General features: G+C 74.2%; 24 protein-coding genes and 2 pseudogenes. 12 read left to right on the forward strand and 14 right to left on the reverse strand.

What is annotated here, in order from left to right:
• Nucleotides 1-127: 127 nt before the first annotated feature.
• Nucleotides 128-2,269: an excinuclease ABC subunit UvrB gene (gene uvrB / locus FHS37_RS00960; protein ID WP_184817051.1), complete on the reverse strand. Its 2,142-nt coding sequence runs from the start codon at nucleotides 2,267-2,269 to the stop codon at nucleotides 128-130.
• 40 nt (nucleotides 2,270-2,309) lie between these two features.
• Nucleotides 2,310-3,173, reverse strand: a complete 864-nt coding sequence (locus FHS37_RS00965) for an MHYT domain-containing protein (protein WP_184817052.1) — start codon at nucleotides 3,171-3,173, stop codon at nucleotides 2,310-2,312.
• Nucleotides 3,174-3,453: 280 nt separating this feature from the next.
• Here FHS37_RS00965 and FHS37_RS00970 point away from each other — a divergent pair, with 280 nt between their 5' ends.
• Both FHS37_RS00970 and FHS37_RS00975 read left to right on the forward strand, forming a co-directional pair.
• The gene (locus tag FHS37_RS00970) at nucleotides 3,454-4,326 is read left to right on the forward strand and encodes a glycerophosphodiester phosphodiesterase (RefSeq protein ID WP_184817053.1); all 873 of its coding nucleotides are present in this window, start codon (nucleotides 3,454-3,456) and stop codon (nucleotides 4,324-4,326) included.
• An 83-nt stretch (nucleotides 4,327-4,409) separates the two neighbouring features.
• Nucleotides 4,410-4,964, forward strand: coding sequence for a methylated-DNA--[protein]-cysteine S-methyltransferase (locus FHS37_RS00975; RefSeq protein ID WP_184817054.1), 555 nt, complete (start codon nucleotides 4,410-4,412; stop codon nucleotides 4,962-4,964).
• A gap of 26 nt (nucleotides 4,965-4,990) precedes the next feature.
• On the opposite strand, the gene FHS37_RS00980 is transcribed toward FHS37_RS00975, so the two are convergent.
• Nucleotides 4,991-5,419, reverse strand: coding sequence for a VOC family protein (locus FHS37_RS00980; protein ID WP_184817055.1), 429 nt, complete (start codon nucleotides 5,417-5,419; stop codon nucleotides 4,991-4,993).
• Between the two features lie 101 nt (nucleotides 5,420-5,520).
• Here FHS37_RS00980 and FHS37_RS00985 point away from each other — a divergent pair, with 101 nt between their 5' ends.
• The 3 genes from FHS37_RS00985 (at nucleotide 5,521) to FHS37_RS00995 (ending at nucleotide 8,806) form a co-directional block, all read left to right on the forward strand.
• Nucleotides 5,521-6,432, forward strand: coding sequence for a pseudouridine-5'-phosphate glycosidase (locus tag FHS37_RS00985; RefSeq protein ID WP_184817056.1), 912 nt, complete (start codon nucleotides 5,521-5,523; stop codon nucleotides 6,430-6,432).
• A complete protein-coding gene (locus FHS37_RS00990; protein ID WP_184817057.1) occupies nucleotides 6,414-7,346 on the forward strand; it encodes a carbohydrate kinase family protein in 933 nt (310 codons plus the stop codon). The genes FHS37_RS00985 and FHS37_RS00990 overlap by 19 nt, the downstream gene beginning before the upstream one ends.
• 332 nt (nucleotides 7,347-7,678) lie before the next feature.
• Nucleotides 7,679-8,806 carry a magnesium and cobalt transport protein CorA gene (locus FHS37_RS00995; RefSeq protein WP_184817058.1) on the forward strand — a complete coding sequence of 376 codons (1,128 nt, stop codon included), beginning with the start codon at nucleotides 7,679-7,681 and terminating at the stop codon, nucleotides 8,804-8,806.
• Between the two features lie 52 nt (nucleotides 8,807-8,858).
• Here FHS37_RS00995 and FHS37_RS01000 read toward each other — a convergent pair whose 3' ends face one another.
• Complete coding sequence (locus tag FHS37_RS01000; RefSeq protein WP_184817059.1) at nucleotides 8,859-9,287, reverse strand: CBS domain-containing protein; 429 nt, start codon at nucleotides 9,285-9,287, stop codon at nucleotides 8,859-8,861.
• Nucleotides 9,288-9,411: 124 nt separating this feature from the next.
• On the reverse strand, nucleotides 9,412-10,053 hold the full coding sequence (locus FHS37_RS01005) for a nucleoside/nucleotide kinase family protein (protein ID WP_184817060.1): 642 nt from the start codon (nucleotides 10,051-10,053) through the stop codon (nucleotides 9,412-9,414).
• Between the two features lie 107 nt (nucleotides 10,054-10,160).
• On the opposite strand from FHS37_RS01005, the gene FHS37_RS01010 reads away from it, so the two are divergent.
• The 3 genes from FHS37_RS01010 to FHS37_RS01020 all read left to right on the forward strand — a co-directional run bounded on the left by FHS37_RS01010 (nucleotide 10,161) and on the right by FHS37_RS01020 (nucleotide 13,132).
• Nucleotides 10,161-10,859: a DUF2293 domain-containing protein gene (locus FHS37_RS01010; protein WP_184817061.1), complete on the forward strand. Its 699-nt coding sequence runs from the start codon at nucleotides 10,161-10,163 to the stop codon at nucleotides 10,857-10,859.
• A 168-nt stretch (nucleotides 10,860-11,027) separates the two neighbouring features.
• Nucleotides 11,028-11,507, forward strand: coding sequence for an anthrone oxygenase family protein (locus FHS37_RS01015; RefSeq protein ID WP_184817062.1), 480 nt, complete (start codon nucleotides 11,028-11,030; stop codon nucleotides 11,505-11,507).
• Between the two features lie 134 nt (nucleotides 11,508-11,641).
• Nucleotides 11,642-13,132 (forward strand): glutamate synthase subunit beta, encoded by a 1,491-nt coding sequence (locus FHS37_RS01020; RefSeq protein WP_184817063.1) that lies wholly within the window; start codon nucleotides 11,642-11,644, stop codon nucleotides 13,130-13,132.
• Between the two features lie 117 nt (nucleotides 13,133-13,249).
• Here FHS37_RS01020 and FHS37_RS01025 read toward each other — a convergent pair whose 3' ends face one another.
• From FHS37_RS01025 to FHS37_RS01035, 3 genes are all read right to left on the reverse strand, one after another.
• Entirely contained in the window at nucleotides 13,250-14,053 is an 804-nt protein-coding gene (locus tag FHS37_RS01025) for an SAM-dependent methyltransferase (protein WP_229889722.1), read from the reverse strand.
• A gap of 91 nt (nucleotides 14,054-14,144) precedes the next feature.
• Entirely contained in the window at nucleotides 14,145-14,429 is a 285-nt protein-coding gene (locus FHS37_RS01030) for a DUF397 domain-containing protein (RefSeq protein ID WP_184817064.1), read from the reverse strand.
• Nucleotides 14,430-15,290: a Sco1979 family transcriptional regulator gene (locus FHS37_RS01035; protein WP_184817065.1), complete on the reverse strand. Its 861-nt coding sequence runs from the start codon at nucleotides 15,288-15,290 to the stop codon at nucleotides 14,430-14,432.
• A gap of 225 nt (nucleotides 15,291-15,515) precedes the next feature.
• Here FHS37_RS01035 and FHS37_RS01040 point away from each other — a divergent pair, with 225 nt between their 5' ends.
• The 3 genes and pseudogenes from FHS37_RS01040 to FHS37_RS01050 all read left to right on the forward strand — a co-directional run.
• Entirely contained in the window at nucleotides 15,516-16,190 is a 675-nt protein-coding gene (locus FHS37_RS01040; RefSeq protein WP_184817066.1) for an ATP-binding protein, read from the forward strand.
• Nucleotides 16,187-16,630, forward strand: coding sequence for a hypothetical protein (locus FHS37_RS01045; RefSeq protein ID WP_184817067.1), 444 nt, complete (start codon nucleotides 16,187-16,189; stop codon nucleotides 16,628-16,630). Before FHS37_RS01040 ends, FHS37_RS01045 begins: the two co-directional genes overlap by 4 nt.
• 504 nt (nucleotides 16,631-17,134) lie before the next feature.
• Nucleotides 17,135-17,527: pseudogene (locus tag FHS37_RS01050) on the forward strand (ATP-binding cassette domain-containing protein); the annotation flags it as partial.
• Between the two features lie 26 nt (nucleotides 17,528-17,553).
• On the opposite strand, the gene FHS37_RS39045 reads toward FHS37_RS01050, so the two are convergent.
• From FHS37_RS39045 to FHS37_RS01070, 5 genes and pseudogenes are all read right to left on the reverse strand, one after another.
• Entirely contained in the window at nucleotides 17,554-17,739 is a 186-nt protein-coding gene (locus FHS37_RS39045) for a DUF8839 family protein (RefSeq protein WP_229889729.1), read from the reverse strand.
• A gap of 156 nt (nucleotides 17,740-17,895) precedes the next feature.
• The gene (locus FHS37_RS01055; protein ID WP_184817068.1) at nucleotides 17,896-18,585 is read right to left on the reverse strand and encodes a DUF899 domain-containing protein; all 690 of its coding nucleotides are present in this window, start codon (nucleotides 18,583-18,585) and stop codon (nucleotides 17,896-17,898) included.
• 84 nt (nucleotides 18,586-18,669) lie between these two features.
• A complete protein-coding gene (locus FHS37_RS01060) occupies nucleotides 18,670-20,049 on the reverse strand; it encodes an amidohydrolase (RefSeq protein WP_184817069.1) in 1,380 nt (459 codons plus the stop codon).
• Between the two features lie 4 nt (nucleotides 20,050-20,053).
• The gene (locus FHS37_RS01065; RefSeq protein WP_184817070.1) at nucleotides 20,054-22,018 is read right to left on the reverse strand and encodes an FUSC family protein; all 1,965 of its coding nucleotides are present in this window, start codon (nucleotides 22,016-22,018) and stop codon (nucleotides 20,054-20,056) included.
• A 259-nt stretch (nucleotides 22,019-22,277) separates the two neighbouring features.
• Nucleotides 22,278-23,793, reverse strand: a pseudogene (locus FHS37_RS01070) (hypothetical protein); the annotation flags it as partial.
• A gap of 212 nt (nucleotides 23,794-24,005) precedes the next feature.
• Between FHS37_RS01070 and FHS37_RS01075 the strand changes: the two are divergent.
• Entirely contained in the window at nucleotides 24,006-24,962 is a 957-nt protein-coding gene (locus FHS37_RS01075) for an expansin EXLX1 family cellulose-binding protein (protein WP_184817071.1), read from the forward strand.
• Nucleotides 24,963-25,038: 76 nt separating this feature from the next.
• Here the strand turns inward: FHS37_RS01075 and FHS37_RS01080 are convergent, their stop codons facing one another.
• Nucleotides 25,039-25,824, reverse strand: coding sequence for a nucleotidyltransferase domain-containing protein (locus tag FHS37_RS01080; protein ID WP_184817072.1), 786 nt, complete (start codon nucleotides 25,822-25,824; stop codon nucleotides 25,039-25,041).
• Between the last annotated feature and the right edge of the window lie 146 nt (nucleotides 25,825-25,970).

Consider the following 25,970-nt stretch of genomic DNA (forward strand, 5'->3'; position numbering starts at 1 on the left):
GGCACTGACAGTGACGCACCCAGGACCGCACTTTGTGTCGGTCTTGCAACACAGTCCGTGCGGAACGGGGGCCGGGGCGCGCCGGAGGCGCCGGTCGCGGACTGCGGACCGGCGCCTTCCGGGGGCGTCAGGACAGACCCGCCTCCCGCATCTGCCGCAGTTCCTTCTTCATCTCGGAGACCTCGTCGCGCAGCCGGGCCGCGACCTCGAACTGCAGGTCCGCGGCGGCGGCCCGCATCCGCGCGGTGAGCTCCTCGATCTGCTCGGCGAGTTCGGCGGCGGGACGGTCGGTCGGCGCCGTCTCGGCGGCCTTGCCCTGGGCGGCCCTGGCGCCCTTGGCCGCCTTGGTGCCGAGGGAGGGCACGGGCGCCTTGGTGCCCCCGCCGTCCTTCCCGGCCTTGCGGTAGCCGGAGCCGAGCAGCTGCTCGGTGTCGACGTCCTCGCGGGCGATCTGGGCGACGATGTCGTTGATCTTCTTGCGGAGCGGCTGGGGATCGATGCCGTTCGCCTGGTTGTAGGCGATCTGCTTCTCCCGGCGGCGGTTGGTCTCGTCGATGGCCTTCTCCATCGCCGGGGTGATCTTGTCGGCGTACATGTGGACCTGGCCGGAGACGTTCCGCGCGGCGCGGCCGATGGTCTGGATCAGGGAGGTGCCGGAGCGCAGGAAGCCCTCCTTGTCGGCGTCGAGGATCGCCACCAGGGACACCTCGGGCAGGTCGAGCCCCTCCCGCAGCAGGTTGATGCCGACGAGGACGTCGAACTCGCCGCTGCGCAGCTCCCGCAGCAGTTCCACCCGGCGCAGGGTGTCGACGTCGCTGTGCAGGTAGCGGACCTGGATGCCGAGCTCCAGGAAGTAGTCGGTGAGGTCCTCGGCCATCTTCTTGGTGAGCGTGGTGACCAGGACGCGTTCGTCCTTCTCCACCCGCGCGCGGATCTCGTGGACCAGGTCGTCGATCTGGCCCTCGGTGGGCTTGACCACGACCTCGGGGTCGACGAGGCCGGTGGGCCGGATGATCTGCTCGACGAAGCCGTCCGACCGGGAGAGCTCGTACGGCCCGGGGGTGGCCGACAGGTAGACGGTCTGACCGGTGCGCTCCTGGAACTCCTCCCACTTCAGCGGCCGGTTGTCCAGGGCGGAGGGCAGCCGGAAGCCGTGGTCGACGAGGGTGCGCTTGCGGGAGGCGTCGCCCTCGTACATGGCGCCGATCTGCGGGACGGTGACGTGCGACTCGTCGATGACGAGGAGGAAGTCGTCCGGGAAGTAGTCCAGCAGGGTGTTCGGCGGCGAGCCGGGCGAGCGGCCGTCGAAGTGCATCGAGTAGTTCTCCACGCCGGAGCAGGTGCCGATCTGGCGGAGCATCTCGATGTCGTACGTGGTGCGCATGCGCAGGCGCTGGGCCTCCAGGAGCTTGCCCTGCTTCTCCAGCTCGGTCAGGCGCTCGCCGAGCTCCTTCTCGATGTCGTTGACCGCGCGCTCCAGCCGCTCGGGGCCGGCGACGTAGTGGGAGGCCGGGAAGACGTACAGCTGCCGGTCGTCGCTGACGATCTCGCCGGTGAGCGGGTGGAGCGTGGACAGCGCCTCGATCTCGTCGCCGAACATCTCGATGCGGACGGCGAGCTCCTCGTAGACCGGGAAGATCTCGATGGTGTCGCCGCGGACCCGGAAGGTGCCGCGGGTGAAGGCCATGTCGTTGCGCGTGTACTGGATGTCCACGAAGCGGCGCAGCAGCTCGTCCCGGTCGATCTCGTCGCCGACGCGGAGCGGGACCATGCGGTCCACGTACTCCTGCGGGGTGCCCAGGCCGTAGATGCAGGAGACGGAGGCGACCACGACGACGTCGCGGCGGGTGAGCAGCGAGTTGGTCGCGGAGTGGCGCAGCCGCTCGACCTCCTCGTTGATCGAGGAGTCCTTCTCGATGTAGGTGTCCGACTGCGGGACGTACGCCTCGGGCTGGTAGTAGTCGTAGTACGAGACGAAGTACTCGACGGCGTTGTTCGGCAGCAGCTCGCGGAACTCGTTGGCCAGCTGCGCGGCCAGCGTCTTGTTCGGCGCCATCACCAGGGTGGGGCGCTGGAGCTTCTCGATCATCCACGCGGTGGTGGCGGACTTGCCGGTACCGGTCGCGCCCAGGAGGACGACGTCCTTCTCACCGGCTTCGATGCGCCGGGCGAGGTCGGCGATGGCCGCGGGCTGGTCGCCGCTGGGCCGGTAGGGACTGACGACCTCGAAGGGCGCCACCGTGCGTTCGATGTGGGAAACGGGCCGCATGCCATCCACCGTACGGCCCCCCACTGACAACCGGTCCGGATCAGCGCCTTTGCGGGGTGCGGGAGCGGTGTTCGACGGGGCCACGCACGCGCAGCCGCCGACGGGCCGGGGAGCGGCGGACCGGGGCGTGGGCGGGGACGCCGGGCTTGTGCTCGGCGGACGCCGCGGCGGGACCACCCACGACCATGAGCGGGTCGAAGATCACCACGATGCCCACGAGGACGAGGAGGGCGAGCGGGCCGACCATCATCGGCCCGAGCAGGGCGGCCGCGGACTCCCCCGTGGCGGGGTCGGAGGTGCCGTGGACGTGCACGTTCAGGGCGGCCATTCCGGTGTAGTGCATGCCGGCGACGGCGAGCCCCATGACGAGGCTCGCGCCCACGCTCCACAGGAAGCCCCCGGCCCGCCCGGCCGCCCACAGGGCGGCGGTGGCGGCGGCCATGGCGATGGCCACGGACACGGCGACGGTGAGGACGTCGTACTCCAGCCGTCCGTCGAGGCTCATGCCGGCCATGCCGAGGTAGTGCATGGAGGCGATGCCGAGACCGGTGACGGTGCCCCCGGTGAACAGGGCCGTTCCGGACGCGCCCCGGTAGCCGACGATGAAGACCCCCGTGCCCACCATGACGACGGCGACGGCGAGGCTCGCGAACGTCATCGCCCGGTCGTAGTGGATCGGTGTCCCCTCGATGGTGAAGCCCATCATCGCGATGAAGTGCATCGTCCATATGCCGGAGCCGATGGCCGCCGTTCCCAGGGCGAGCCAGCCGGGGCGCCAGGAGCGGGTGACCACCATGGCCCTGGTGGTGCAGCGCAGGCCCAGGGCACCGCCGAGACAGGCCATGAGGTAGGCCACCAGCGGTGTGACCAGGCCGTAGCTGAATCCGTCGACCGTGCTCTGCATGCGCGGCTGCCCTTCCCGCCCTGTGCGTCCCGGAATTCCCGATACAAGCCCCCCTCCCAGGACCGCGCCGGCGGCCAGGGTTGACGCAGAGAGTATGACCCCCACCGGAATGGTCGAACGACTTTCCGGCAAAGAAACACGTCCCTGCCCCACATGTGTGCCACCAGTGTGCGCAGTACGGGCAACTCCGTTCAATCCGCGGCCATCCCGCACCCCTCTCGCGTTGACCGTCAGCTGTCACAGTTGGACCGTCAGTGACCGCCCGACGCGAGGAGTACGCATGCACGCACGCACTGTCGCCGCATCGGCCGCCGCGCTCCTGGGGACCGCCGCCCTCCTGCTCCCGCTCTCCCCCGTCCGTGCCGTTGACGGCGGCGCCCGCCCCCTGGTGATCGCCCACCGGGGCGCCTCCGCCTACGCGCCCGAGAACACCCTGGCCGCCGTCGACAGGGCGGCCGCGCTCGGCATCGACTGGGTGGAGAACGACGTCCAGCGCACCAAGGACGGGGAGCTCGTGGTCCTCCACGACGACAGCCTGCAGCGCACCACGGACGTCGAGGAGGTCTTCCCCGGCCGGGCGCCGTGGAAGGTGAGGGACTTCACCGCCGCGGAGATCGCCCGCCTGGACGCGGGCAGCTGGTTCGACCCCGCGTACGCGGGCGCGCGCGTGCCGACGCTGGAGCAGTTCGTGGAGCGTGTCGGGCGGCACCGCCAGAAACTGCTGCTGGAGATCAAGAACCCGCAGCTGTATCCCGGTATCGAGCAGCAGACCCTCAAGGTCCTGGGCAACGAGGGCTGGCTCGACCGCCGGCACGTGAAGCACCGGCTGATCGTGCAGAGCTTCAGCGCGGACAGCGTACGGACCGTCCACGAGCTGAAGCCCGCGGTGAGGACCGGCTTCCTCGGCACGCCGCCCGTGGCGGACCTGCCCGCGTACGCGGCCTTCACCGACCAGATCAACCCCTCGCACGGTTCCCTCTCCCGCGGGTACGTCACCGCCGTGCACGCCTTCGACGGGGCGCACGGCAAACCGCTGGAGGTCCTCACCTGGACCGTGAACGACGCGGCGGCCGCCCGGCGGGTCGCCGGGTTCGGGGTCGACGGGATCATCACCAACGCGCCCGACGTGGTGCGGGACGCGGTGGGCGGCTGAGGCGCCCGCCCGCGCGGCCGCTCCTCGCCTCGTTCCCCCGTCCCGCCCCGACGCTGTCAGTGGCGGGTCGTACGGTGGGGCGCATGGACAGCCATGGGCAGTACGAGCAGCGGGTCGTGTGGGCCGTCGTCGGCACCGACATCGGCCCGCTGCTGCTGGCCGCGACCCGTGAGGGCCTGGTCAACGTCGTGTTCCACGCCACGGACGCGGTGCGCGACAGCGCGCTGGAGCGGCTGGCGTCCCGGCTCGGCACCGAGCCCGTCGAGGATCCCGGCTCCCCTCTGCTGGCCGAGGCGATACGCCAGGTCGAGGCGTACTTCGCGGGTGAGCGGCGGGCTTTCGACCTGCCGCTGGACTGGTCGCTGATCTCGGGCTTCCCCCGCGAGGTCCTGCGGGAGCTGGCCTCCGGTGTGCCGTTCGGCCAGGTCGCCGGGTACGGCGACCTGGCCGAACGGGTCGGGCAGCCCGGTGCCGCCCAGGCCGTGGGCGCGGCGATGGGTGCCAACCCGCTGCCGGTGGTCGTGCCCTGTCACCGGGTCGTGGAGAGCGGCGGCGGCATCGGCGGGTTCGGCGGCGGGCTGGAGACCAAGCGCCGGCTGCTGGCCCTGGAGGGCGTGCTGCCCGAGCCGCTGTTCTGACGGCGCGGTCGCCCGGCGGGGCCCGGTCAGTCGTAGTGGCGCGCCTCGAAGACGTTGCCGTCCGGGTCGAGGAAGTAGAAGCTGCGCTTGGCCAGGCCGCGTGCCCCGAAGGAGTCGTGCGAGAGGTCCGTCACCGGTACGGACTGCTCCCGGAGGCGGCCGCGGAGGGCGTCGAAGTCGTCGGCCGACAGGGACAGGCAGACGTGGTTGACGGGGTGGCCGGAGCTCTCGGCGGCGCCGGGAAGCATCGTCATGCGTGCGGCCTTGGCCAGCGGCATGAGGTCGAGGATGGTCTCCTCGTTGACGCGCACCGACGGGAAGGGCGCCTCGCCGACGGAGAAGTCGGCGAGCCTGACGGGCTCGAGGCCCACCGCCTTCTCGTAGAAGCCGACGGCGGCGACCGGGTCGCGCACCCAGAGGACGATGTGGTCGAGACGCGTCGTGTGATCAGTCATGTGCCCCAGCCTCCGCGATCCCCGCGACCGCGGGCAAGGGGTTTGGCCCGGCCCGCGGCCCGCCAGAGATGAGGGGAGAGCGGGAGACGGGAGGCAGGCGCGTGGTGCTCACGGTGTCCGAAGAGGTGCGGGAGGCGATCGCCGCGAACCGGCCGGTGGTGGCCCTGGAGTCCACGATCATCGCGCACGGGCTGCCCCGGCCGCGCAACCTCCAGGTGGCGCTGGAGCTGGAGGCGGCCGTACGGCGGGAGGGCGCGGTGCCGGCGACGGTCGCCGTGCTGGACGGGCGGCCCCGGGTCGGCCTGGACAAGGAACAGCTGGAACGGGTCGCGGGCGGGGACGGCATCCGCAAGCTGGGCCATCGCGACCTGCCGCTCGCGGTGGCCGGCGGGGAGAGCGGGGCGACCACGGTGTCGGGCACCGCCCTGCTGGCGTCGCTGGCGGGCGTGCGGGTGTTCGCGACCGGGGGGCTCGGCGGGGTGCACCGGGAGTGGACGGTGACCCAGGACGAGTCGGCCGACCTGGGGCTGCTGGCACGTACGCGGATCACCGTGGTGTGCGCGGGGGTGAAGTCGATCCTGGACGTGGCGGCGACGTTGCAACGGCTGGAGACCCTGGGGGTCGCGGTCGCCGGGTACGGCACGGATCGCTTCCCGGGCTTCTACCTCTCGGACTCGGGGCACCCCGTGGACTGGCGGCTGGACACCCCGGGGCAGGTGGCGGACGTCATGCGGGCGCAGGACGCGCTGGGCGGACCCGGGTCGGCGCTGATCGTGGCCAACCCCGTCCCCGGGGACGAGCAGTTGGATCCCGAGGTGCACGCACGCGTGCTCGCCGAGGCGCTGCGCGCGTGCGAGGCGGAGGGGATCACCGGTCAGGCGGTCACCCCGTTCCTGCTGGACCATCTGGTCCGCCGCACCGACGGTGCCTCCCTCGCCGCCAACCTGGCGGCGGTCCGGGGCAACGTGCGCCTGGCGGCACGTGTCGCGGCGGCGTGGGCCGCCGGGGAGTGACGGGGGCGGCGCGGGGCGGGGCGCTGCTGGTCGTCGGTGACGTGATCACCGACGTGGTCGCCCGGCACCGGGGACCGCTCGCCCCGGGGACGGACACCGCGGCGGCGATCCGTACGCTGCCCGGCGGCGCGGGGGCCAACGTGGCCTGCTGGGCGGCGCGCCGGGGCGGCGGCGAGGTGCGGCTGCTCGGCCGGGTGGGGGCGGACGCGGCGGCCTGGCACGAGCGGGAGCTGGTCGCCCGGGGTGTGCGCCCCCTGCTCGTCGTCGACGAGGAAGCAGCGACGGGGACGGTGGTCTGTCTCGTCGACGAGGACGCGGCAGGCGAACGGACCTTCCTCACCGACAGTGGCGCGTCGCTGCGGCTGGAGCCCGGGGACTGGTCGGACGCGTTGCTGGACGGAGTGGCGCGACTGCACCTGTCGGGCTACCTCCTGTTCACCGAGTCGAGCCGTGCCCTCGTCGCGGTGGCCCTGAAGGCGGCACGCGCGCGTGGGGTGCCGGTGAGCCTGGATCCGGCGTCGGCCGGGTTCCTCGTGCGGCTGGGCCCCGACCGGTTCCTGACGCTGGTCGAGGGCGTGGACGTCCTGCTGCCCAGCCGTGACGAGGCGTGCCTGCTCACGGGGGCGTCCGACGCGGCGGACGCGGCGGCGCGGTTGAGCCGGCACGTCCCGCTGGTGGTGGCCAAGCAGGGCGCGGAGGGCGCCCTGCTCGCGCGGTCCGGGGAGGTGTGGGCACGCGTCCCCGCCGTACGGGCGGTCCCCCGGGACACCACGGGCGCCGGCGACGCCTTCACGGGCGCGTTCCTCGCGGCCCTGCTCGCGGGCGCCGACCCGGAGCAGGCGGCGCGGGAGGGGTGCGGGGCGGGGGCACGGGCGGTGGAACGGACGGGGGGCCGTCCGCCCGCGCTCGACTGACGTACGGCGCGCGGCTGCGGCCGGGGGCGACCGGGGAGTACGCGTCGGCCGTGCCGGTCCCGGTCTCCCGGCTCGTCCGAAGCGGCCGGCGTTCCAGGGCCGCGTGTCGCGGGACGCGGCGAACCGCACGGCGGCGGCAGGCGTCGAAGCCCTCGAGGGCCGGGCCGACCGGGCCGGGGCGGGCCGGGCGGACTCCGTTCGTCCACAGCCGGGAACCGAGCGGAACGGTCCGCTTCCACAGGCTCGCACACGGTTCGCGCAGGCCTGGCAGACTGGCGCGCCGAGGCGCGGGAAGCAGGAACGGCGCGGGGGAACCACGCGAGGAGAGCCAGATGTCCATGGCAGGGAATCTGCGGAAGGTCACGGGACTCGGCAGGGTCGGCGGTCTGCGCGGGATGGCCCGGCTGGCCCGGCGGCGCCCCCGCGTGGACCTGAGTCACCCGGCCCGGTCCCCGCTGGGTTCCTCGGTGGTCAACTGCGTGACGTACCAGGACGGTCGCCGCACCTCCGCGCGCGGGGACCTGGTGGACGCCGTGAAGCGGGTGCGCGAGAGCGGGGACGGTTTCCTCTGGCTGGGCCTGCACGAGCCGACGAACCGGGAGTTCGCGGGCATCGCCGAGCTGCTCGACCTGCATCCGCTGGCGGTCGAGGACGCGGTCGAGGCCCACCAGCGCCCCAAACTGGAGCGGTACGGCGAGAGCCTGTTCGCGGTGTTCAAGACGGTCCGCCACATCGGGCACGACGAACTCACCGCCACCGGCGAGGTGGTGGAGACCGGCGAGATCATGGTGTTCGTCGGCGAGGACTTCGTGATCACCGTCCGGCACGGGCGGCACGGTTCGCTGGGGCCCCTGCGCGAGGAGCTGGAATCCGACCCCGAACAGCTCGTCAAGGGGCCGTCCACGGTGCTGCACGCGATCGCGGACCACGTGGTCGACGACTACCTGACCGTCATCGACTCGGTGCAGGAGGACATGGACCAGGTCGAGACGGACGTGTTCGCGGAGCACGGCGCACGGGTCGATCCGGGTCGCATCTACCAGCTCAAGCGCGAACTCCTCGAACTGAAGCGGGCGGTGGTGCCGCTCGGCCGGCCCCTGGAGGAGCTCGCCACGCGGCCGATCCGGGTGGTCGCCCCGGAGATACAGGCGTACTTCCGTGACGTCTCCGACCACCTGCAGCGGGCCAAGGAGCAGATCGCGGCCTTCGACGAACTGCTCAACTCCATCCTCCAGGCGTATCTCGCCCAGGTCACCGTCGCGCAGAACGAGGACATGCGCAGGATCACCGCGTGGGCGGCGATCATCGCGGTGCCGACGATGGTCTGCGGGATGTACGGCATGAACTTCGACCACATGCCGGAGCTGCACTGGCGGTACGGATACGGCATGGTGATCGGCGTGATATCCGTGGCGTGTCTGCTGCTGTACCGGGCGTTCCGGCGCAGCGGCTGGCTCTGACCTCCGCCCGTGCCGCCCCGTGCGGCGGCCCGCCCCGTGCGGCGGCCCGCGGTCAGTCCTCGGCGGTCCTGGCGTAGACGCTCTCGGCCCAGGTGGCGATCTGTTCGTCCGTCAGGTGCCGGGCGAGATCGGCCTCGCTGATCATGCCGACGAGGCGCTTGTCGTCGATGACGGGAAGCCGGCGTATCCGGTGCGTCTGCATCTCCCGGAGGACCTCGCTGACGTCGGCGTCCGCCTCGACCCAGCGCGGTGTTCCCTTGGCCATGTCGCCGGCGGTGACCCGGGCGGGATCGTGCCCCATGGCGACGCAGCCGACGACGATGTCGCGGTCGGTGAGGATGCCGCACAGCCGCTCGTTCTGGTCGCTGATGGGCAGGGCGCCGACGTTCAGGGCACGCATCAGCTGGGCGGCGCGGTCGAGGGTTTCGTGGGCGGGGATCCACTGGGCGCCGCGGTGCATGATGTCTCCGGCGGTGGTCATGGCGTGCCTCCCGGTGCCGGACGGCCGGCGCGGCGCGGGGCGCACCGCGAGTCCCGGCGTCCTTCATTCTCGCCGCCCCGCCCGCCGACGGCACCCGGAGGAAGGGATCCGGGGCCCGGCGGCCTCAGCCGCGCCACGCCGGGTGCCGGGGGTCGTCGGCCCGTACCAGCACGTCCGCCGTTGCGGCCGGGTCCGTCTCCCGTTCGTAGCGCTCGAAGGCGGGGAGGGTCCAGTGCTCGGCCTCGGGGGTGCGGCGGCGCAGGGCGCCCGGGGAGAGGAGGACGTGGACGGTCAGGTCGAAGGGGAACCAGTGGCGCAGGAGGAGCGGGCCGTGCAGCAACAGCACGCCACCGGGAGGGAGTCGGACGTAGGGGCTACGGGTGGCGCGGTCGGCGACGGGGTCCCACAGGTCGGGCAGGACCCGCCCGCTCCCACCGGGTTCGAGGGGACCGAACACCTCGCGCCACAGCGCGCCGATGTCGTACCAGCCGCCGTAGTAGGACTCCACGTCCTGGTGGCCGTACTCGAGGCGGACGGAGGCGGGGCGCAGGAAGCCCTCGGTGCCCACGACGAGGGAGGGGCGGCCGCGTATCCGCAGCGTCTCGGCGACCCGCTCGGCGAGGTCTCCCGGGCGGGCGGCGGGAGCGCCGTCGACGGCGAGCCGCGGCCAGGGACCGCCGTCGGCCGTCTCCAGTCCCAGCAGGCGCTCGGCGAGGAGGTCGCCGAGCCGTTCCCAGGTGATCGCTTCCAGTCGCACACGGCCCATGATGCGTCAGCGGCCGGGCCGGCCGCGCGGGAGGACGGACGCGCACCGGGTGCGGCACACGGCGCCCGGCACGTGGTCCCCGCCGCACCGGAGGGAAGGAAAGACGTATGGCGCCCGGCACAACTCCCCTCCCCCGCTCCGGACTTGTGGTCCACCAGCCGCTCAGGAGACGGCACTGTGCCGGCTGCCGTCGTGGCCCCCTCTCCCTGCTCGTGATGGAGGACGGCGCTCCGCGCTGTCTCGACTGCGCCGACCTGGGCCATCTCGTCTTCCTGCCGCGCGGCGACACGGCGCTCACCCGCAGAGCGCGGGAGGAGAGCGCACTGTCCGCGGTGGTCGTGCGGTTCAACCGGCGCAGGAGCCGGTACGAACGGCAGGGCGTCCTGGTGGAGGAGGAGGCGCTGGCCCGGGCCGAGCAGCGCTGTCTCGCGGACGCCGAGGCACGGCGGCGGCGCCGGGCGCGGGACGCACGGCGGCGGGCGGCCGAGGACGCCCGGTTCACGGAGGCCTTCGCGGCGGAGATACGGCGGCTGTTCCCCGGGTGTCCCGCCGAGCGGGCCCGGGCCGTCGCCGCGCACACCTCGGTCCGGGGCAGCGGACGGGTGGGCCGGAGCGCGGCGGGCCGGGCGTTGTCCGAGGGGGCGGTGATCTCGGCGGTCGCGGCGTCCGTGCGGCATCTGGACACACCGTACGACCGTCTGCTGATGAGCGGGGTGCCCCGGCACGAGGCGCGGCGGCGGATCGCCGCGGCCGTGCGGACGGTGCTGGCGGGGTGGTCCGGGGACCGGCTGGATTCCGCCGGGTGACGGGAGGTGCCGCCGGGTGACGGGACGTGCCGCCTCCCCTGGACGCTCTCGCATGCCGCCGCGCTCCTCGGCCATGGCCGGGCGTGCTCCCCTGCGCCTTCACTGGGGGGACGGCGGAAACGGTGACGGCCGGGCGTGGTCCCGGTCGGCGGGGAGGGAGCGGGCGGCATGAGCGAGGGGCCGTACTTCGTGCTGACGGTGCTGGGCGTGCTCGGGACCGGGCTGGTGGCCGGGGTCTTCTGCGGCTTCTCGGCCTTCGTGATGAAGGGGCTCGCGGCCCTGCCGCCCGCGCAGGGCGTGGCCGCGATGCAGGCGGTCAACGCGGCGGCGGTACGGCCGGCCTTCATGGTGCTGTTCCTCGGCTCGGCGTCGCTGTGCGCGGTGCTCACCGTGGTGACGTTCGTGCGGTGGCCGGACGAGGGGGCGGACGGGGCGCTGACGGGCGGGGCGCTGTACCTGATCGGATCCTTCGGGCTCACCGCGGTCGCGAACGTGCCGCGCAACAACGCGCTGGCCGGGCTCGTCCCGGGGAGCGCGGAGGCGGCCGCGTACTGGCCGGTCTATGTGCGCGGGTGGACGCGGTGGAACCACGTCCGCGCGTTCTCCTCGGCCGGGGCCGCGGTGGCCTACCTGTCGGCGCTCACCTGACGGACCCGTCGTACCAGCCTTCGGGAAAGCGCTGTCCGGCACCCTGCGGACCCGCGCGAGCGGACGTATCGTGACCGGTGGAGGGCCGGAAGACGGCCGGAGGACAGTCAGAAGGCGGCCGAAGGAAGACGGCCATGGCCGATCCCAAGGGTTTCCTGACCACACCCCGCCAGGACTGGCCGCGCAGGCCCGTCGAGGAGCGGGTCCGGGACTGGAACGAGGTCTACGTCCCCGGGGCGCTGCTGCCGATCATCAGCAAGCAGGCCGACCGCTGCATGGACTGCGGCGTCCCCTTCTGCCACGAGGCCTGCCCCCTGGGCAACCTGATCCCCGAGTGGAACGACCTGGTCTCGCGCGAGGACTGGCGGGCCGCGGCGGAGCGGCTGCACGCCACCAACAACTTCCCGGAGTTCACCGGCCGGCTGTGTCCCGCGCCCTGCGAGGCGGGCTGCGTCCTCGCCATCAACCAGCCGGCCGTCACCATCAAGAACGTCGAGTGCGCCATCGCCGACCGGGCCTGGGAGGAGGGCTTCGCGCCGCCGGCCCCGCCGGAGCGGCTCACCGGCCGGACGGTCGCGGTCATCGGCTCGGGGCCCACCGGACTGGCCGCGGCCCAGCAGCTCACCCGGGCCGGTCACACGGTCGCCGTGTACGAGCGGGACGACCGGATCGGCGGACTGATGCGGTACGGCATCCCCGAGTTCAAGATGGAGAAGCGCCATCTTGAACGGCGCATCGAGCAGATGCGGGCCGAGGGGACGAAGTTCCGTACGTCCGTCACGGTCGGGCGCGATGTGGACGCCGCCGAGCTGCGGGCGCGTTACGACGCGATGGTGATCGCCACGGGGGCGACCGCGTGGCGGGAACTCCCCGTACCGGGACGCGAACTAGCCGGGATCCACCAGGCGATGGAATACCTGCCGCTGGCCAACCGGGTGTGCGAGGGGGACCTGGAGTCCTCACCGCTGTCGGCCGCGGGCAGGCACGTCGTCATCGTCGGCGGCGGTGACACGGGCGCCGACTGCCTGGGCACGGCCGTGCGGGAGGGTGCCGCGTCCGTGACCCAGCTCGACATCTACGCCCGGCCGGGCACCGAGCGGGACGACGACGCCGAGCCCTGGCCGACGTACCCCAAGCTCTACCGGCTGTCCGCCGCGCACGAGGAGGCCCGCGACCTGCGCACGGCCCCGGCGGCGGACGCGGACGCGCGCCTGTTCGCGGCGTCCACCCTGCGCTTCACCGGTGACGCGGACGGACACGTGCGTTCCCTGCACCTGGTCGAGGTGGACGCCGGGCGCCGGCCCGTGCCGGGTACCGGACGCGCCCTGCCCGCCGATCTCGTGCTGCTCGCGCTCGGCTTCTCCGGACCGGACCGGGGGGACGGACTCATCGACCGGCTGGGCCTCGCGCTGGAACCGCGCGGCACGATCGCCCGGGACGCCGGATTCGCCACCGGTGTGCCGGGCGTGTTCGCGGCCGGGGACGCGGCTCGCGGGCAGTCGCTCATCGTGTGGGCGATCGCCGAGGGCCGCGCGGTGGCGGCGGCCGTCGACCGCCATCTGTCCGGGGGCACGACACGGCTCCCGGCGCCCATCGGTCCGTACGACCGGCCGATGACGGTCTGACCGGCACCGGGCGCACGCCGTGCCGCCGTCCGGCGCGGTCGGGCCCCGCTCCCGCCGGCGACACGGGGTGCGGCCCGCGGACCCGTACCGGGTCCGCGGGCCGCACCCCGCCGGGGCTCAGGGCTTGCGCCCCACCGCCCCGTAGCCCGGGATCACCCCGTCGTCCTGCCCCGCCACCGGCTCCCCCAGCTCGGGGTGCCAGCGGTGCGGCACCTGGACGCCGGGATCGACCAGGTCGAGGCCGTCGAAGAAGCGGGTGAACTCCTCGCGGGAGCGCAGCGCCAGGGTGACGCCCGCGGCCTTGAGCTTCTCGGTGGCCGCCTTCGACTCCTCGGGGGTGAAGTCGGCCGTCGCGTGGGTGACGACCAGGTGGCTGCCGGAGGGCAGGGCGGCCAGCAGCCGCCCGACCAGGTCGTGCGCCCCGTCCTCGTCGGGGACGAAGTGCAGCAGCGCGATGAGCGACAGCGCGACCGGCTCGGTGAGGTCGAGGATCTTCCGCGCGCCCTCCAGGATGGCGTCCGGATCGCGCACGTCCGCCTGGAGGTACTCGGTCGCCCCCTCGTCCGTGCCGCGCAGCAGGGCCGCCGCGTGGGCCAGCACGATGGGGTCGTTGTCGCAGTACACGACACGCGCGTCGGGTGCGATCCGCTGGGCGACCTGGTGGAGGTTGGGCTCGGTGGGGATGCCGGTGCCGACGTCGAGGAACTGACGTATGCCCCGGCCGGCCAGCCAGCGCGTGGCCCGGTGCATGAACGCGCGGTTCACCCGCGCCATCACCGGCACCCTCGGGTCCAGGGCCAGCATCTGCCGGCCCATGGCCTCGTCGACCGGGTAGTTGTCCTTGCCGCCGAGGTACCAGTCGTACATCCGCGCGGGATGCGGCCTGCTCGTGTCGATCTCGACGGGGTGCTGCCCGGTCATGACGGACTCCATAAGTCTCTGCAATTGTCAGTGGTCAATTCAGTGCCAAGTCACACATCAGAGAAATAAAAACCAGGACGCACAACAGGCCTCAGGACAGCAGGAAATCCGCCTCTCCCGCCTTCGCCCCCTCGATGAAGGCCGTCATCTCAGCGGAGGTGTAGATCAGCGCCGGTCCGTCCGGGTCGGTGGACTGCCGTAGGGCGATCCGGCCGTCGTCGAGCTTCATCGCCTCCAGGCAGTTGCCTCCGTTGCCGCCGCTCCACGGCTTGTGCCAGCCCTCGCTGCCCAGCTCCCGCGCGGGCATGCCGTTGTAGATCCGCTCGGCGCGGACCCGCGGCTGGGGCAGGGGTTTCAGGGGCTCCATGAGTTCCATTCACAGCTCCTTGCGGAGGTCCCGGAGGATCTCCTTCGTGCGATGTGCCGTGGCGGCCTGCGCCGCCATGCGGTCCATGACCTCGAGGTGGGTCGCCACCTCGGCGCGCGCGTCCAGGTAGACGGCGCCGGTCAGGTACTCGCTGTAGACCATGTCCGGCAGTTCGGGCACGGCAAATCGGAACAGCACGAACGGCCCGTACGTGCCGGGGTGCGGTCCGCCGGCGAACGGGGCGACCTGCAGCGTCACGTTGGGCAGTTTCGTGGCCTCGAGCAACTTGTCGATCTGGGCGCGCATCACCTCCGGGCCGCCCACCGGGCGGCGCAGCACGGTCTCGTCCATCACGACCCACAGCCGGGGCGCGTCCTCGCGGGTGAGCAGTTCCTGCCGCTGCATGCGCAGGGCGACGTGGCGCTCGATGTCCTCCGGCTGCGTCTGCCCGACGGCGCCCGAGCGCAGCACCCCGCGCGCGTAGTCCTCGGTCTGGAGCAGCCCGGGGACGAAGTGGGGGTCGTAGCTGCGGATGAGGGAGGCCGCGCCCTCCAGGCTGACGTACATCGAGAACCAGCCGGGCAGGATGTCGTGGAAGCGCTGCCACCAGCCGGGCCGGTTGGCCTCCTCCGCCAGTTGCACGAACGCGTCGGCCTCGTCGTCGCCGACGCCGTACGCCTTCAGCAGGAGCTGGAGGTACGGGATCTTCAGCGCGACCTCGGCCATCTCCATGCGGCGGACGGTGGCGGGGGCAACCCGCAGGATCCGGGCGGCTTCCTCCCGTTTGAGCCCCGCGCGTTCCCGCAGGTCCAGCAGGCGCCGACCGAGGACGACCTGGCCGACCGTCGGCGCGGACCGCGGTTCGCTCACGCTCCACCTCCACGAGAAGAATTGCCTGACAGCCCGGCGGCGCCATGCGGAGATCCACTCCGAGGACCCGTCCGCCCGACCACCGGTTCGAACAGACCTTCGGTGATCCCAACTGGCGCCGTGCGAGGTGCTGTTGCGAGCAGTGTGCCATGGTCGTCCAGACCGTCACACGGCACTCTGCATTTTTCAGAGTGGCACTTGCCAAGTGTTCGCGGCGAGGCGATAGTGGCAAGCGTGATTCCGTCCGCGCCCTTAGGAACAGACGCCGCCGCAGGCCCCCTCGGTCTCGGCGCCGCCTCGGGAGCCGCCCCCGCGGGGGCCGCTGCCGAGCGCCGGTTCCGTTTCGAGCTGGCCGCTCATCCGGGTTCCCCCGCTCAGGCCAGACGTCTGACGAGGGCACGGCTGACCGGCTGGTCGGTGTGCGAGGACACCTGCGACACGGCGGCCCTGGTCGTCTCCGAACTGGTCACCAACGCCATCGTGCACACGGCGAGCAGGCACATAGTCTGCGAGCTGCACGACGGCGACGACCTCGTGCGCATAGCCGTGCGGGACGAGGGCTGCGCACCGGGCCAGCCGCGGGCGAACACCCGGCAGCGGCCGGAGGACGAGCACGGGAGGGGCCTGCTCCTCGTCGACGCCCTGTGCCACGCGTGGGGCGCCCACGAGCACGGTCCCGGGCTGCTGGTCTGGGCCGACCTGCCCCGCAAGGCCGACGCCCCGCGCGACCCCGCGGAACCCCGCAACGACCTGGGCTGGGGCGCCCGTCCGAAGCCCGGACCGCCCCGCGGCTCGGGTGACGGCGACGGCGACGGCGACGAGCCCGACGGAGCGCACCGCGCGGCGGAGGGCCTGGCCGTGCCCCCGCGACAGCACCGCCGGGACAGGGGACTGCCGTGACGGGCACGTCCGGCGCCCGGGTGCTGAGCCTGAACGCGCTGGTCGGCCTCCAGCGCGGACGCCGCACCCCCGGCACACTCCGGCGGCTGCCGGTGCCCGACGGCATGACGGCCCCGATGGGCTGCGACGCGGTGGCGGTGCCCGCCCACTTCGGTCCGCTGGTGATGCCCCGGCTGCCCCGGGTGGGCTGCGTCTACGCCGACGAGGCGCACTGGTGGTGGCTGGTCCCGTCCGATTCGGACCACGCCCTGGAGTGGCCCGCCCCCGCGCGCTACGCCACCGGCGCGGTCCTCCCCGGCGCCCCGGACCTTCCGGACCCGCCCGGCCTGATCCACCGTCCCGACGGCACGCTCCCCTACACACCGCCGATACCGCTCTATCTCGCCCTGTGCCGTCTGACGGGCACCACACCGACCTGGTCCCGCCCGGTCAGCGCGTGACCGGCGGGCCGGCGCCCTTCCACGCCGTCCGGCCGCCCGGACCTCCGGAACGTCTCCCGCACCGCCCCGCGCCCGGCCCAGCGTCCGCGTACCCGGCCCAGCGCACGGCGCCCCGCCCCGGCCGATCCCCCGGGCCGTGCACCCGCGCGCGTCCTCCGCCCCGTCCCGCGCCCTGCCCGGGCGGACCGCGCCCCGCGCTAGCGGCCGTTCGTCGGAATCGGCGATCGGGGGAGGTCAGCAGTGGGAAGCACACAGGAATCCGGTGGTCCGAAGGAACGGTCACGAAAGGCCGGCGGGCGGAGGAAGCCCGGGCGCTCCGCCCGCCGCGGGAAGCGCCCCGAACCCGACGCCCCGCCCCTCTCCGAGTCCGAGCAGCTGCTCCTCGGAGGACCGCTGCGCTACGACATGGGCTGGAACCGGCACGGCGAGGCCTTCCTGGAGCTGAACTTCCGCGCCATGATCACCCGTCTGCCCATCCTGCCGGCCTCCGGCCTCCGGCTCGCCCTGCCGGCCCGGCACTTCAGCGGAGGCCACGAGCTGTCCGGGGGACAGTGGCAGCGGCTGGGGATCGCACGGGCCGCGTACCGGCGCGGGCGCATCCTGATCGTGGACGAGCCGACGGCCGCCCTGGACGCCCGGGCCGAGCTGGAGGTCCTCGACCGGATCCGGGCACTGGCGGACAGCGGCCAGACGGTCGTGCTGATCACGCACCGGCCGGCGTCCGTGCGCCACGCGGACCTGGTGCACGTGCTCGACCAGGGCCGGCTGGTGGAGTCCGGCTCGCCGGACGGGCTGCTGGCCGCGGGCAGCCTCTACGCGGAGCTGTACGCGCTCCAGGCGGAACAGTTCACCGGGACGCCCCCCTCGGCCGGGAAGGTGCCGGCCCCGAAGGCGGGCGAGCCGGCCGCCCGGCCGGCACCGGTTCACGCCGTCGCGTCACCGCCGCCGTCGCCGCTCCGCACGACCACCAGGAACATGTCGGTCGCGAGGTCCATGACAACCTCGGCAGGCAGGCCCTCCAGACGCCGCGCCTGCGCGAACTCCTCCGCCGGCCAGGACCCACGCGGCCCACCTGCGGGAAAGCGTTCGAGCACCGTTCGCCCGTTCACCCTGCCACCTCCATGTAGCGCTGTACTCGTAGAGTTAAACGCCAACCATGGGGCGAACGCCTCGTCCGGTGACGGTACTGAGACGTAGTTGACACCTGTTCACTGCCATGTGTGAGCGGGCTCTCAGCTTTTCGGAGCAATCCGTCGCCGTCCGTGTCAGTCGTCGTACTCGTCGTGATAGCGGACGCGGTCGCTTCCCGCAGGCGTCCCGAGAGCCGACGCGCGCCCCTCGGGTTCCTCCCACTCCTCCTGCCGGCCGAGCGCGGTGAGGTCCAGCAGGCTGGTGGTCGAGCCGATCCCGTCGAGGCCGCGGCCGTACGTCGAGTAGGTGTGGAAGACCCGGTCGCCGTCCCGCAGGAAGCAGCTGAGGCCGGACCGCTCGACGAGTCCGCCCTCGCGTTCGAGGGTCGCCCCGAAGTCCTCGTTGAAGTCGCCGTGGAACGAGGAGTGCCAGGGCAGGGCCCAGCCCATCCGCGCCTTGAACGGCAGGATCCTCGTGTACGGCGCCCGTGAGACGGCCGCGAACGTGGTGCCGCGCGCGTTCAGGTGGGCGAGGTGCCCGATCTGGTCCAGGAAGGCCGAGCAGCCGCGGCACCCGGCGTCCCACTCCGGGGCGAACATGAAGTGGTGGACGACGAGCTGCTGCCGCCCCTCGAACAGATCGAGCAGCGTGGTCCTGCCGTCGCCGCCCTCGAACACGTACTCCCGGTCGATCTCCACCATGGGCAACCGGCGCCGCTCGGCGTTGAGCGCGTCCCGCGCGCGGGTGACGACCTTCTCCTTGACCAGCAGTTCCTCGCGCGCCGCACGCCACGCGGCGCGCGGGACGACCTCCGGAAGCGACATGGATCCTCCTGTGCGACGGTCCCGTTGCAGGGGGTGACCGCCGGGCCGGGCGGAACTCATCGCTCGCTCGCGGAACTCTTCGTCTCAGGTGTCGTAGTCCTGGACGCGCCGGCCGTGGCTCCGGTCGACGAGCGCGGGCAGCCGCTCCCCCAGCTCCCGCACCACCGCCGGGACGTCGATCGTGAGCAGTTCCCGGTCGCGCATCAGGATCCGGCCGTCGACGACGGTCGTGCGGACGTCGGCGGCGCGGGCGCTGTGCACCAGCGTCGCGGCGAGGTCGTGCACCGGCTGGGTGTGCGGGCCGGTGAGGTCGACGAGGACGAGGTCGGCGCGCCGGCCGGGCGCGAGGCTGCCGACGCTGTCGCCGAGGCCGACCGCGCGGGCGCTCTGCAGCGTGGCGTGGTGCAGCGCCTGACGGGAGGTCAGCCACCGGGGGTCGCCCTCCGTCGACTTCTGGACCAGCGAGGTGAGCGCCATCGACTCCCACACGTCGAGGGAGTTGTTGGAGGCGGCGCCGTCCGTGGCGAGTCCGACCGGGACACCGATGGCGCGCAGGGCGCGCACGGGTGTGGTGGTGGGCCAGGCGAACCTGAGGTAGCCGCGGGGCGCGGTCGCCACGGCCGTACGGCCGCCCGCGCGCTCCAGCAGCGGCAGGTCGCCCTCGAGGATGCCGGTGCCGTGGGCGATGAGCACGTCGGTGTCGAGGATCCCGGTGCGCTCCAGGACCTGGACGGGGGTGACGCCGTGCCGGGCGAGGCTGGTGTCGGTCTGGTCGCGGTTCTCGGCGGCGTGCAGGTGCACGGGCAGCGCGTGCTCGTGCGCCAGTTCCGCGGTGGCGGCGAGGTCGGCGTCGTCGACGGTGTAGGGGGCGTGCGGGGCGAGGGCGGTCGTGATGCGGCCGTCGGCCGAGCCGCGGTGCCGCAGCGCGAACTCCAGTGACCTCTCCCGTCCTCGCGGCCCCTGGGAGGAGAAGTACGCCTCCCCCAGCAACGCCCGCATGCCGCACTCGGCGACGACCGCGGCGACCGCGTCCATGGCGAAGTAGTGGTCGGCGAAGCAGGTGACGCCGCCCCGGATCATCTCGGCGCAGGCGAGCCGCGCCCCCAGCTCGACGTCCCGCGCGGTGAGGTTGGACTCCACCGGCCAGATCACGTCGTTGAACCACTCCCCGGTCGGCAGGTCCTCGGCGAGGCCCCGCAGGGCGACCATCGGCGCGTGGGTGTGGCAGTTGATCAGGCCGGGCAGCGCGACCTGCCCCCGGGCGTCGATCCGCTCCCCGGCCGCCAGGCCCCGCACCGCCCCGGCGCTCGTCACCGACTCCACGGTCCCGTCGCGTACGACGATCGCCGCGTCGTGGGCGAACCCGATCCGTTCCCGGTCGTCGTGCGTGAGGACGGAACATCCGCTGATGACGAGATCGGCCGGAGGCTCCGTGGTGGTGGGCGTCGTCGCGGTGGGCGTCATCACGTCACCGTACGGCGCCGTCCCGGTCCGGGTGGGCCGAACCGCGGCTCACCCGTCGCGGGACGGTCGCGAGGGACGGCCGCGGGGCGGGCCGGGCACCCGCCCCGGTCTCCCCGCGAGCCCCGCCCAGCGGCTCCGGCAGGCGCAGCCCCACCCGGTCGCGGCGCCGGGCGAGTTCGTCCCGGAGTCCGGCGAGCCGCTCGGTGTGCCGGGGGTCGATCCGCCCGGTGTCGTCGAGGTGGACGGCGCAGGCGGTGACGGTGTCGACGAACTGTTCGAGGAGGGCGGCGATCTCGTCCGTGCCGTCGGTGTGCCGGGCCAGCGGGGGGAGTTCGGCGGAGGCCAGGGCGATGGCGGTGCGGGCCTCGGCGAGGGTGCGGTAGGCCTCGCGGCGCAGGGCCCAGCGGGCGGCGCGGTCACCGGTCCCGTCGAGCACGTGGGCGAGGTACGCGTGCGCGGCGACGCCCGCTTCGGCGAGCCGGGCGCGGATGCCGTCGCCGCGCTGTCCCGGCACCGGCAGATGTCCGACGACCAGCACGACGACGCAGGCCAGCAGCGTCTCACCGATCCGGACGGCGGAGACCTCGGGTTCGCCGCCGGCCATCACCAGGGCGAGCACGAGCACGGTGACGACGGTGGTCTGCGCGGCGAAGTGCCGGGTGGCGACGGGGATGAGCGCCCCGCTGACCGCCACCAGCGCGACGAGCCCCTCCGGCCGGGGCAGCACGGCGGCGAGTCCCGCGAAGAGGAGCGCCCCGAGCACGGTTCCGGCGGCCCGGCACAGCACCCGGGAGGCGAGCGGCCCGAGGTCGGGTTTGACGAGGAAGACGGCGGTGGCGGGCAGCCAGTACCAGTGCTCGTGCTCCCCGTACCAGCGGGCGTGGTGCAGGGCCTGGGCGATCGCGACGCCGGCGCCGAAGCAGAGGGCGACCCGCATTCCGTACTCCCGCCCCCGGACGCCGAGAACGGTACCGGTGAGGGCGGCGCGGGACCTGCGGCGCGTGTGCAGGTCACCGCCCTCGGCCCGGTCGAACACCGCGGCGGCGTGCAGGAGGGCGTCGTCGAGGGCGCGCAGCGCCGGGGCGGTGCGGGAGGGTGCGGGAAGGCGGCCGGTCCGGGTGCCGTCGCGTACGACGGCGGCGAGGCGCCGGGGGCCCTCGCCGGCGCGGGCGGGCACGGGCTCCCCCGCCCAGGCCAGCGCGGTGGCGGCTTCGGCGAGGGGGAGCGCGGCGGCGTACTGCGCGTGCAGCCGGCGCTCGGCCGCGGAGGAGGCGTACCGCCGCAGCCGGGGCCCGGCCAGCGCGTCCTGCGCGTGGTCGAGGGCGGCGGTGAGCGCGGCGCGCCGCGCGGTGGCCTCCTCCGACCCGGCGGCGTCGAGCAGCGCGGCGACGGCCTCGTACACCCCGGCGACGGCCTCCCGCTCCCCGTCGAACCGGAAGTCCCCGGCGAACGAGCCCGGCGTGGGCAGCGCCAGCCGCAGCAGGAGCAGCCAGCCGGCCCCGGTGAGGAAGGCGAGCGCGCGCTGCCACCCCGGCTCGGGCAACGGCATCCCGGCACCGACGGCGGCCCCGACCAGCACCTGGGTGCCGACGGAGGAGCCGACGGGCCCGAGGGCGCTGATCCCGCCCGCGACCAGGCCGAGGCCGGTCAGCAGGAGCGTGAGCAGGACCGCCGGGGTGTGGTCCCCGGCGTACGTGCCGACGGCCAGCCCGGCCGCACCCGCGAGCGCGGGCCCCCCGATCCGCCCGACCGAGGCCCGTCGGCTGCCGGGCCGGTCGTTGATCCCGGCGAGCATGGCGCCGATGGCGGCGGCGACGCCGAGGGTCGGCCGGCCGGCGAGGACGGCCGCGGCCAGCAGGGGCCCGCCGCCCAGCGCGCCCCGCACGACCGCGCTCCAGGGGACCGGCCCCCGCTGGGTCCGCAGGGCGTGGGCGAGCCAGAGGGGCGGGGCGGGGACGGACCGTGACACGGGGCTCCAGTCGTCGTGTCGGGGCGGGGTGGGCTCGCGGGCGACGGTGACCGGGCCGGGGCGTGGTGTCCACGGTAAGCGGGGTGGTCGGAGAGGAGTGAACAGCCGTGTTTCCGGGATGTGACGATCCGGGCGGAGGGCGCGTTCTTCATGAACGCAACCGGCTGTGTCCCGTCCCCGCCCCACCGGGACCGGGGGAACCCCTGCGGACCGAGGGCGCGAGGGCCCCGCCGGAGGACGGCCCGTCCTGGGCGGGCCGTGCCCGGGGCACCAGGCGGGACATCACCGCGCCCGGCAGCGACGGATTGGCGGCCGCCGCCTCCACGACCTGCCGGTCCCCGTCACCGAGCAGCTCGACGATCGCCTGCTCCGGCAGGGCCGGGTGACCGGCGGCCACCCGCCTGGCCCGTTCGTCCGCGAGGCAGGGCAGCAGGGCCCGGGCCGTCGCGTTCCGGTGCCCGGCGATGTCGCGCAGGGCCCTGCGCACCGCCCGCTCCCGCCGGGCCAGGTCCTCCAGCAGCGCGGACGGGGCGTCCGGATTGGCCGCCACACCGGCGACGACCCGGCCGCCGTGCCGGTCGGCCATGGCGCGCAACCGCGCTTCGGACAGGCCCGGGTGGGGCGCGACCGAGGCGACCACCTTCGCGTCGGGGTCGGCGGCCAGCGCGTCCCGCCTCCCCGGGGGCAGGTCGCGTCGCGCCGCCACGAGCATGCGCACCTCGGGGGCCGGTGACGCCGCCAGGCCCGCGACCTCCTCCGGGGAGGCGCCGGCGATCCGGGGGAGCAGGACCGGGCCGATCCTCGTGGTGCCGGCCAGGTGCGTGAGCACGTCGAGCGGGACGTTCGGGTGGTGTGCCGGCCCGTGCCGCACGTCGTGACCGCCGTCGGCGGCCAGTACGCGCATCAGCGCCTCGTCGATCGCCGGGTTCCCGGCGAGTTCGGCCCGGACGCCGGGGACGGGGTCCTCGGCGAGCCGCCGTCCGACGTGCGGCGGCAGGTCGGGACGGGCGGCGAGCGCGTCGCGCAGCCACGGCGAGGGGTGTGCGGCGAAGCGGAGGACGGCGCCGACCGGTGTGGCCGGATTCCGCGCCGCCCTGTGCCACGTGTCCCGCACGGTGGACTCGTGGGAGCCCGTCGCAGGAGGCGCCCGGAGGCAGGTCGCAGTCGGTCCGCGGGCAGGACGGGTCGTGGACGAACGGCGCCCGCTCCCGGTCGCAGACCGGGCACCGCCGCGCCGGAGGCAGTCCTTCGCCGTCGATCAGTGCGGCCAGCACGGCCGGCGGGGTCCTCTCGTTGGCGGCCACCGCGGACCGGACCCCGGCGTGCGGATGCTCCGCGAGCCGGGCGGCCGTGTCCGGCGTCGTCCACAGGGCGAGCTCCGCCACGACCCGTACCTCCGGGTCGGCGGCGAGCGTCGCCACCACGTCCGGCGGCAGGTCCGGGCAGGCGGCCGGCTTCTCCCGGCGCTCCACGTCCGGGTCCGCCGCGAGCGGACGCGGCCACTCGGGCCGGCCCGCGCCCTCCTCGAGGAGGGCCAGCGCGGCGCGCGGCCGTGTGCGGGGGTCGACGTCACGGGCCGTCAGCCGCCCCTCGTACGCGAGTCGCGCGGCGATCTTGTCGCCGCGCGCCGCCAGCGCGAGCGTCTGCGCCCTGCTGAGGTCGGCGCGCACGGCGAGTTCCGCGGCGAGGTCGTCGTCCGCGGTCCCGATCAGCCGGTCGACGAGGCCGGACGGCAGGGCCGGGTTCGCGGCGAGCCCGCACAGCACAGGATCCACCGGGCCATCATGACCGGGCGGTGCTCGAAGGGCTCGCGGTTTTCCCTCCGTCCGGCACCGGTCCGCCGACCCGGCCCGTCGGCCCCGGCAAGCCCGTGCGGGCGGAACTCCTTCCGGCGCGCCGCTGCCGAACGCCCGGCAACCTTTCCGGCGGCTGCGACCACTGCCGAATCGGAAACGCGTGTCCTCCCGAACCACGTAAGGACTCATCCGTGGCATCCCCCTCCCACCGCCGCCCCCGCCGCGAGCGGCGCGGCGTCCTGGTCCCGGCCGCCGCCGCGGCAGCCGTCGGGCTCCTCGTGTCGCTGGTCGTCGCCCTCGCCCGTGACGGCGGGTCCGGCCCCGTGCGGGCCACGGCCACGCCCGCCACCACCACCGACGCCCGGCCGGGCGTCCCTCCCACGGCGACCGAGACGACCGGGCGGACGCCGGAGGCTGAGCCGTCCACCGCGTCCCCGGCCCCCGAGTCCTCCGCGACGCCGCCGTCGGCCCGGCCGTCACGCGGGGCCACCCCCGCGCCCGCCGCACGCCCGGCGTCCGGCGGGGCGCCGCTGGCGGGACGGATCGAGCCCGGCACCGCCTACAGCGGGGTCGCCACCCACTACGACGCCGGGGACGGCGACGGGGCCTGTCTGTACGGCCCGAGCCCCGACCGCATGACCGCGGCGATGAACACCGCCGACTACGAGACGTCCAAGGCGTGCGGGGCGTACCTCCTCGTCCGCGCGGCCGGCGGCGCCTCCGTGACGGTCCGGATCACCAACGAGTGCCCCTCGCCCTGCGCGCCCGGGCAGCTCGACCTGAGCAGGGAGGCCTTCGGCAAGCTCGCGGGCCTCTCCACCGGGCGGATCCCGATCACGTGGAGCCTGCTCAGTCCCGGCACGTCCGACACCGTCTCGATCCGCTACAAGACCGGCTCCAGCCGCCACTGGTGCGGCGTCCAGGCGATCGGCCACCGCAACCCGCTGGCCCGGCTGGAGGTCGCCACCGGCTCGGGATGGCGGCAACTGACCCGTACCGAGTACAACTACTTCCTCTCCCCCGACGGCACCGGATGCGGCGGCCCCCTGAGACTCACCGACATCTACGGGGAGCGGCTGACCGTCGACGGCATCGCCGTGCGGCCGGACGCCGTCCAGCCGACGCGCGTCCAGTTCGCCCGGCACTGACGCGGCGCCGCCCGCCCGTGGTCCCGGCGGGCCGCGGCCGGCGCGCCCGGACCGGCTCCCGCGAGCCCGCCGGTGCTCAGCCGGACCGCCGCCGGGCCGTCTCCACGGCCCGGCGGAACAGCTCCTCCGCGTCCGTGACCGCCCGGACGAGATGGTCCGGGCGTCCGGTCAGGGTCTCCACCAACGCGTCCACGGCCTTCAGCCCCGCCCGCTCGACCAACCCCTTCTCGTTGGTCACCCACTCCCCCCGCGCCGCCGTGACCGCGTGCGCGGTGTGGGTCGCGGCGACGGCGACGGCCCCCGCGACCTGGGTGAGGGCGCCCCGGGGCGCGTGGCCGGCCTTCGCGTAGGCGAGGGTGGCGGCGGCCGTGCCGTGCCAGCGGGGCGGGGCGGACGCGCGCAGGGCCCGCGGGTAGGCGGCGGGGCGGGGCAGGTCGCCGCGCAGCACCTTGTTGATCGCGAGCTCCGCGACCAGCAGGTAGGTGGGGATGCCGGCGAGGTGGAACATCAGCGGCTCGACGCGGAACCGGCCCTGCTCCGCCTCCGCCAGCTCGTGCTCGACGACGTCGAGGTCGCGGTAGTGGACGTCGACCCGGCGCCCGTCGATCGTCAGCCAGGCGCCGCCGTTGAAGACCCCTCCGCCCCAGCCGCCGATCCCGGAGACCTCGCCCTCCCAGCCGACCGCGCGCAGGTCGTCGGGGTCGAAGGACCCCCGGTAGTAGACCGCCAGGTCCCAGTCGCTGTCCGGCCGTTCGGTGCCCTGGGCGCGCGAGCCGCCGAGGGTGACGGCCCGGACGCCGGGGAGGGCGGCGAGCCGGTCGGCGGTCGCTTCGAGGAAGGGCCGGTCGGGGAGGGAGGGCACGGCTGCGGCTCCTGGCGGACGGAGGGTGTGCTGTGGATCGATGGGAAGGCTACGAGGGGGCCGAGCGGGGGGCGAGCGAAAAAACGGATGCGGTGGCGCGGCGGGACCCTGATGATCGGTGGGTTGTCCGCCATGACTCCCTGGAA

It is taken from the genome of Streptomyces griseomycini (assembly GCF_014203535.1).
GTDB lineage: Bacteria > Actinomycetota > Actinomycetes > Streptomycetales > Streptomycetaceae > Streptomyces > Streptomyces griseomycini.

Excerpts from the sequence above, each read along its gene's own strand:
- FHS37_RS00980 (WP_184817055.1), bottom strand. The coding sequence starts at position 5,419 with ATGACTGATCACACGACGCGTCTCGACCACATCGTCCTCTGGGTGCGC.
- FHS37_RS01005 (WP_184817060.1), bottom strand. The coding sequence starts at position 10,053 with ATGGGCCGTGTGCGACTGGAAGCGATCACCTGGGAACGGCTCGGCGAC.
- FHS37_RS00965 (WP_184817052.1), bottom strand. The coding sequence starts at position 3,173 with ATGCAGAGCACGGTCGACGGATTCAGCTACGGCCTGGTCACACCGCTG.
- FHS37_RS01025 (WP_229889722.1), bottom strand. The coding sequence starts at position 14,053 with ATGACCGGGCAGCACCCCGTCGAGATCGACACGAGCAGGCCGCATCCC.
- FHS37_RS01015 (WP_184817062.1), top strand. The coding sequence starts at position 11,028 with ATGAGCGAGGGGCCGTACTTCGTGCTGACGGTGCTGGGCGTGCTCGGG.
- FHS37_RS01030 (WP_184817064.1), bottom strand. The coding sequence starts at position 14,429 with ATGGAACTCATGGAGCCCCTGAAACCCCTGCCCCAGCCGCGGGTCCGC.
- FHS37_RS01000 (WP_184817059.1), bottom strand. The coding sequence starts at position 9,287 with ATGACCACCGCCGGAGACATCATGCACCGCGGCGCCCAGTGGATCCCC.
- FHS37_RS01060 (WP_184817069.1), bottom strand. The coding sequence starts at position 20,049 with ATGACGCCCACCGCGACGACGCCCACCACCACGGAGCCTCCGGCCGAT.
- FHS37_RS00970 (WP_184817053.1), top strand. The coding sequence starts at position 3,454 with ATGCACGCACGCACTGTCGCCGCATCGGCCGCCGCGCTCCTGGGGACC.
- FHS37_RS00995 (WP_184817058.1), top strand. The coding sequence starts at position 7,679 with ATGTCCATGGCAGGGAATCTGCGGAAGGTCACGGGACTCGGCAGGGTC.
- FHS37_RS00975 (WP_184817054.1), top strand. The coding sequence starts at position 4,410 with ATGGACAGCCATGGGCAGTACGAGCAGCGGGTCGTGTGGGCCGTCGTC.
- uvrB (WP_184817051.1), bottom strand. The coding sequence starts at position 2,269 with ATGCGGCCCGTTTCCCACATCGAACGCACGGTGGCGCCCTTCGAGGTC.
- FHS37_RS01055 (WP_184817068.1), bottom strand. The coding sequence starts at position 18,585 with ATGTCGCTTCCGGAGGTCGTCCCGCGCGCCGCGTGGCGTGCGGCGCGC.
- FHS37_RS01020 (WP_184817063.1), top strand. The coding sequence starts at position 11,642 with ATGGCCGATCCCAAGGGTTTCCTGACCACACCCCGCCAGGACTGGCCG.
- FHS37_RS01010 (WP_184817061.1), top strand. The coding sequence starts at position 10,161 with ATGGCGCCCGGCACAACTCCCCTCCCCCGCTCCGGACTTGTGGTCCAC.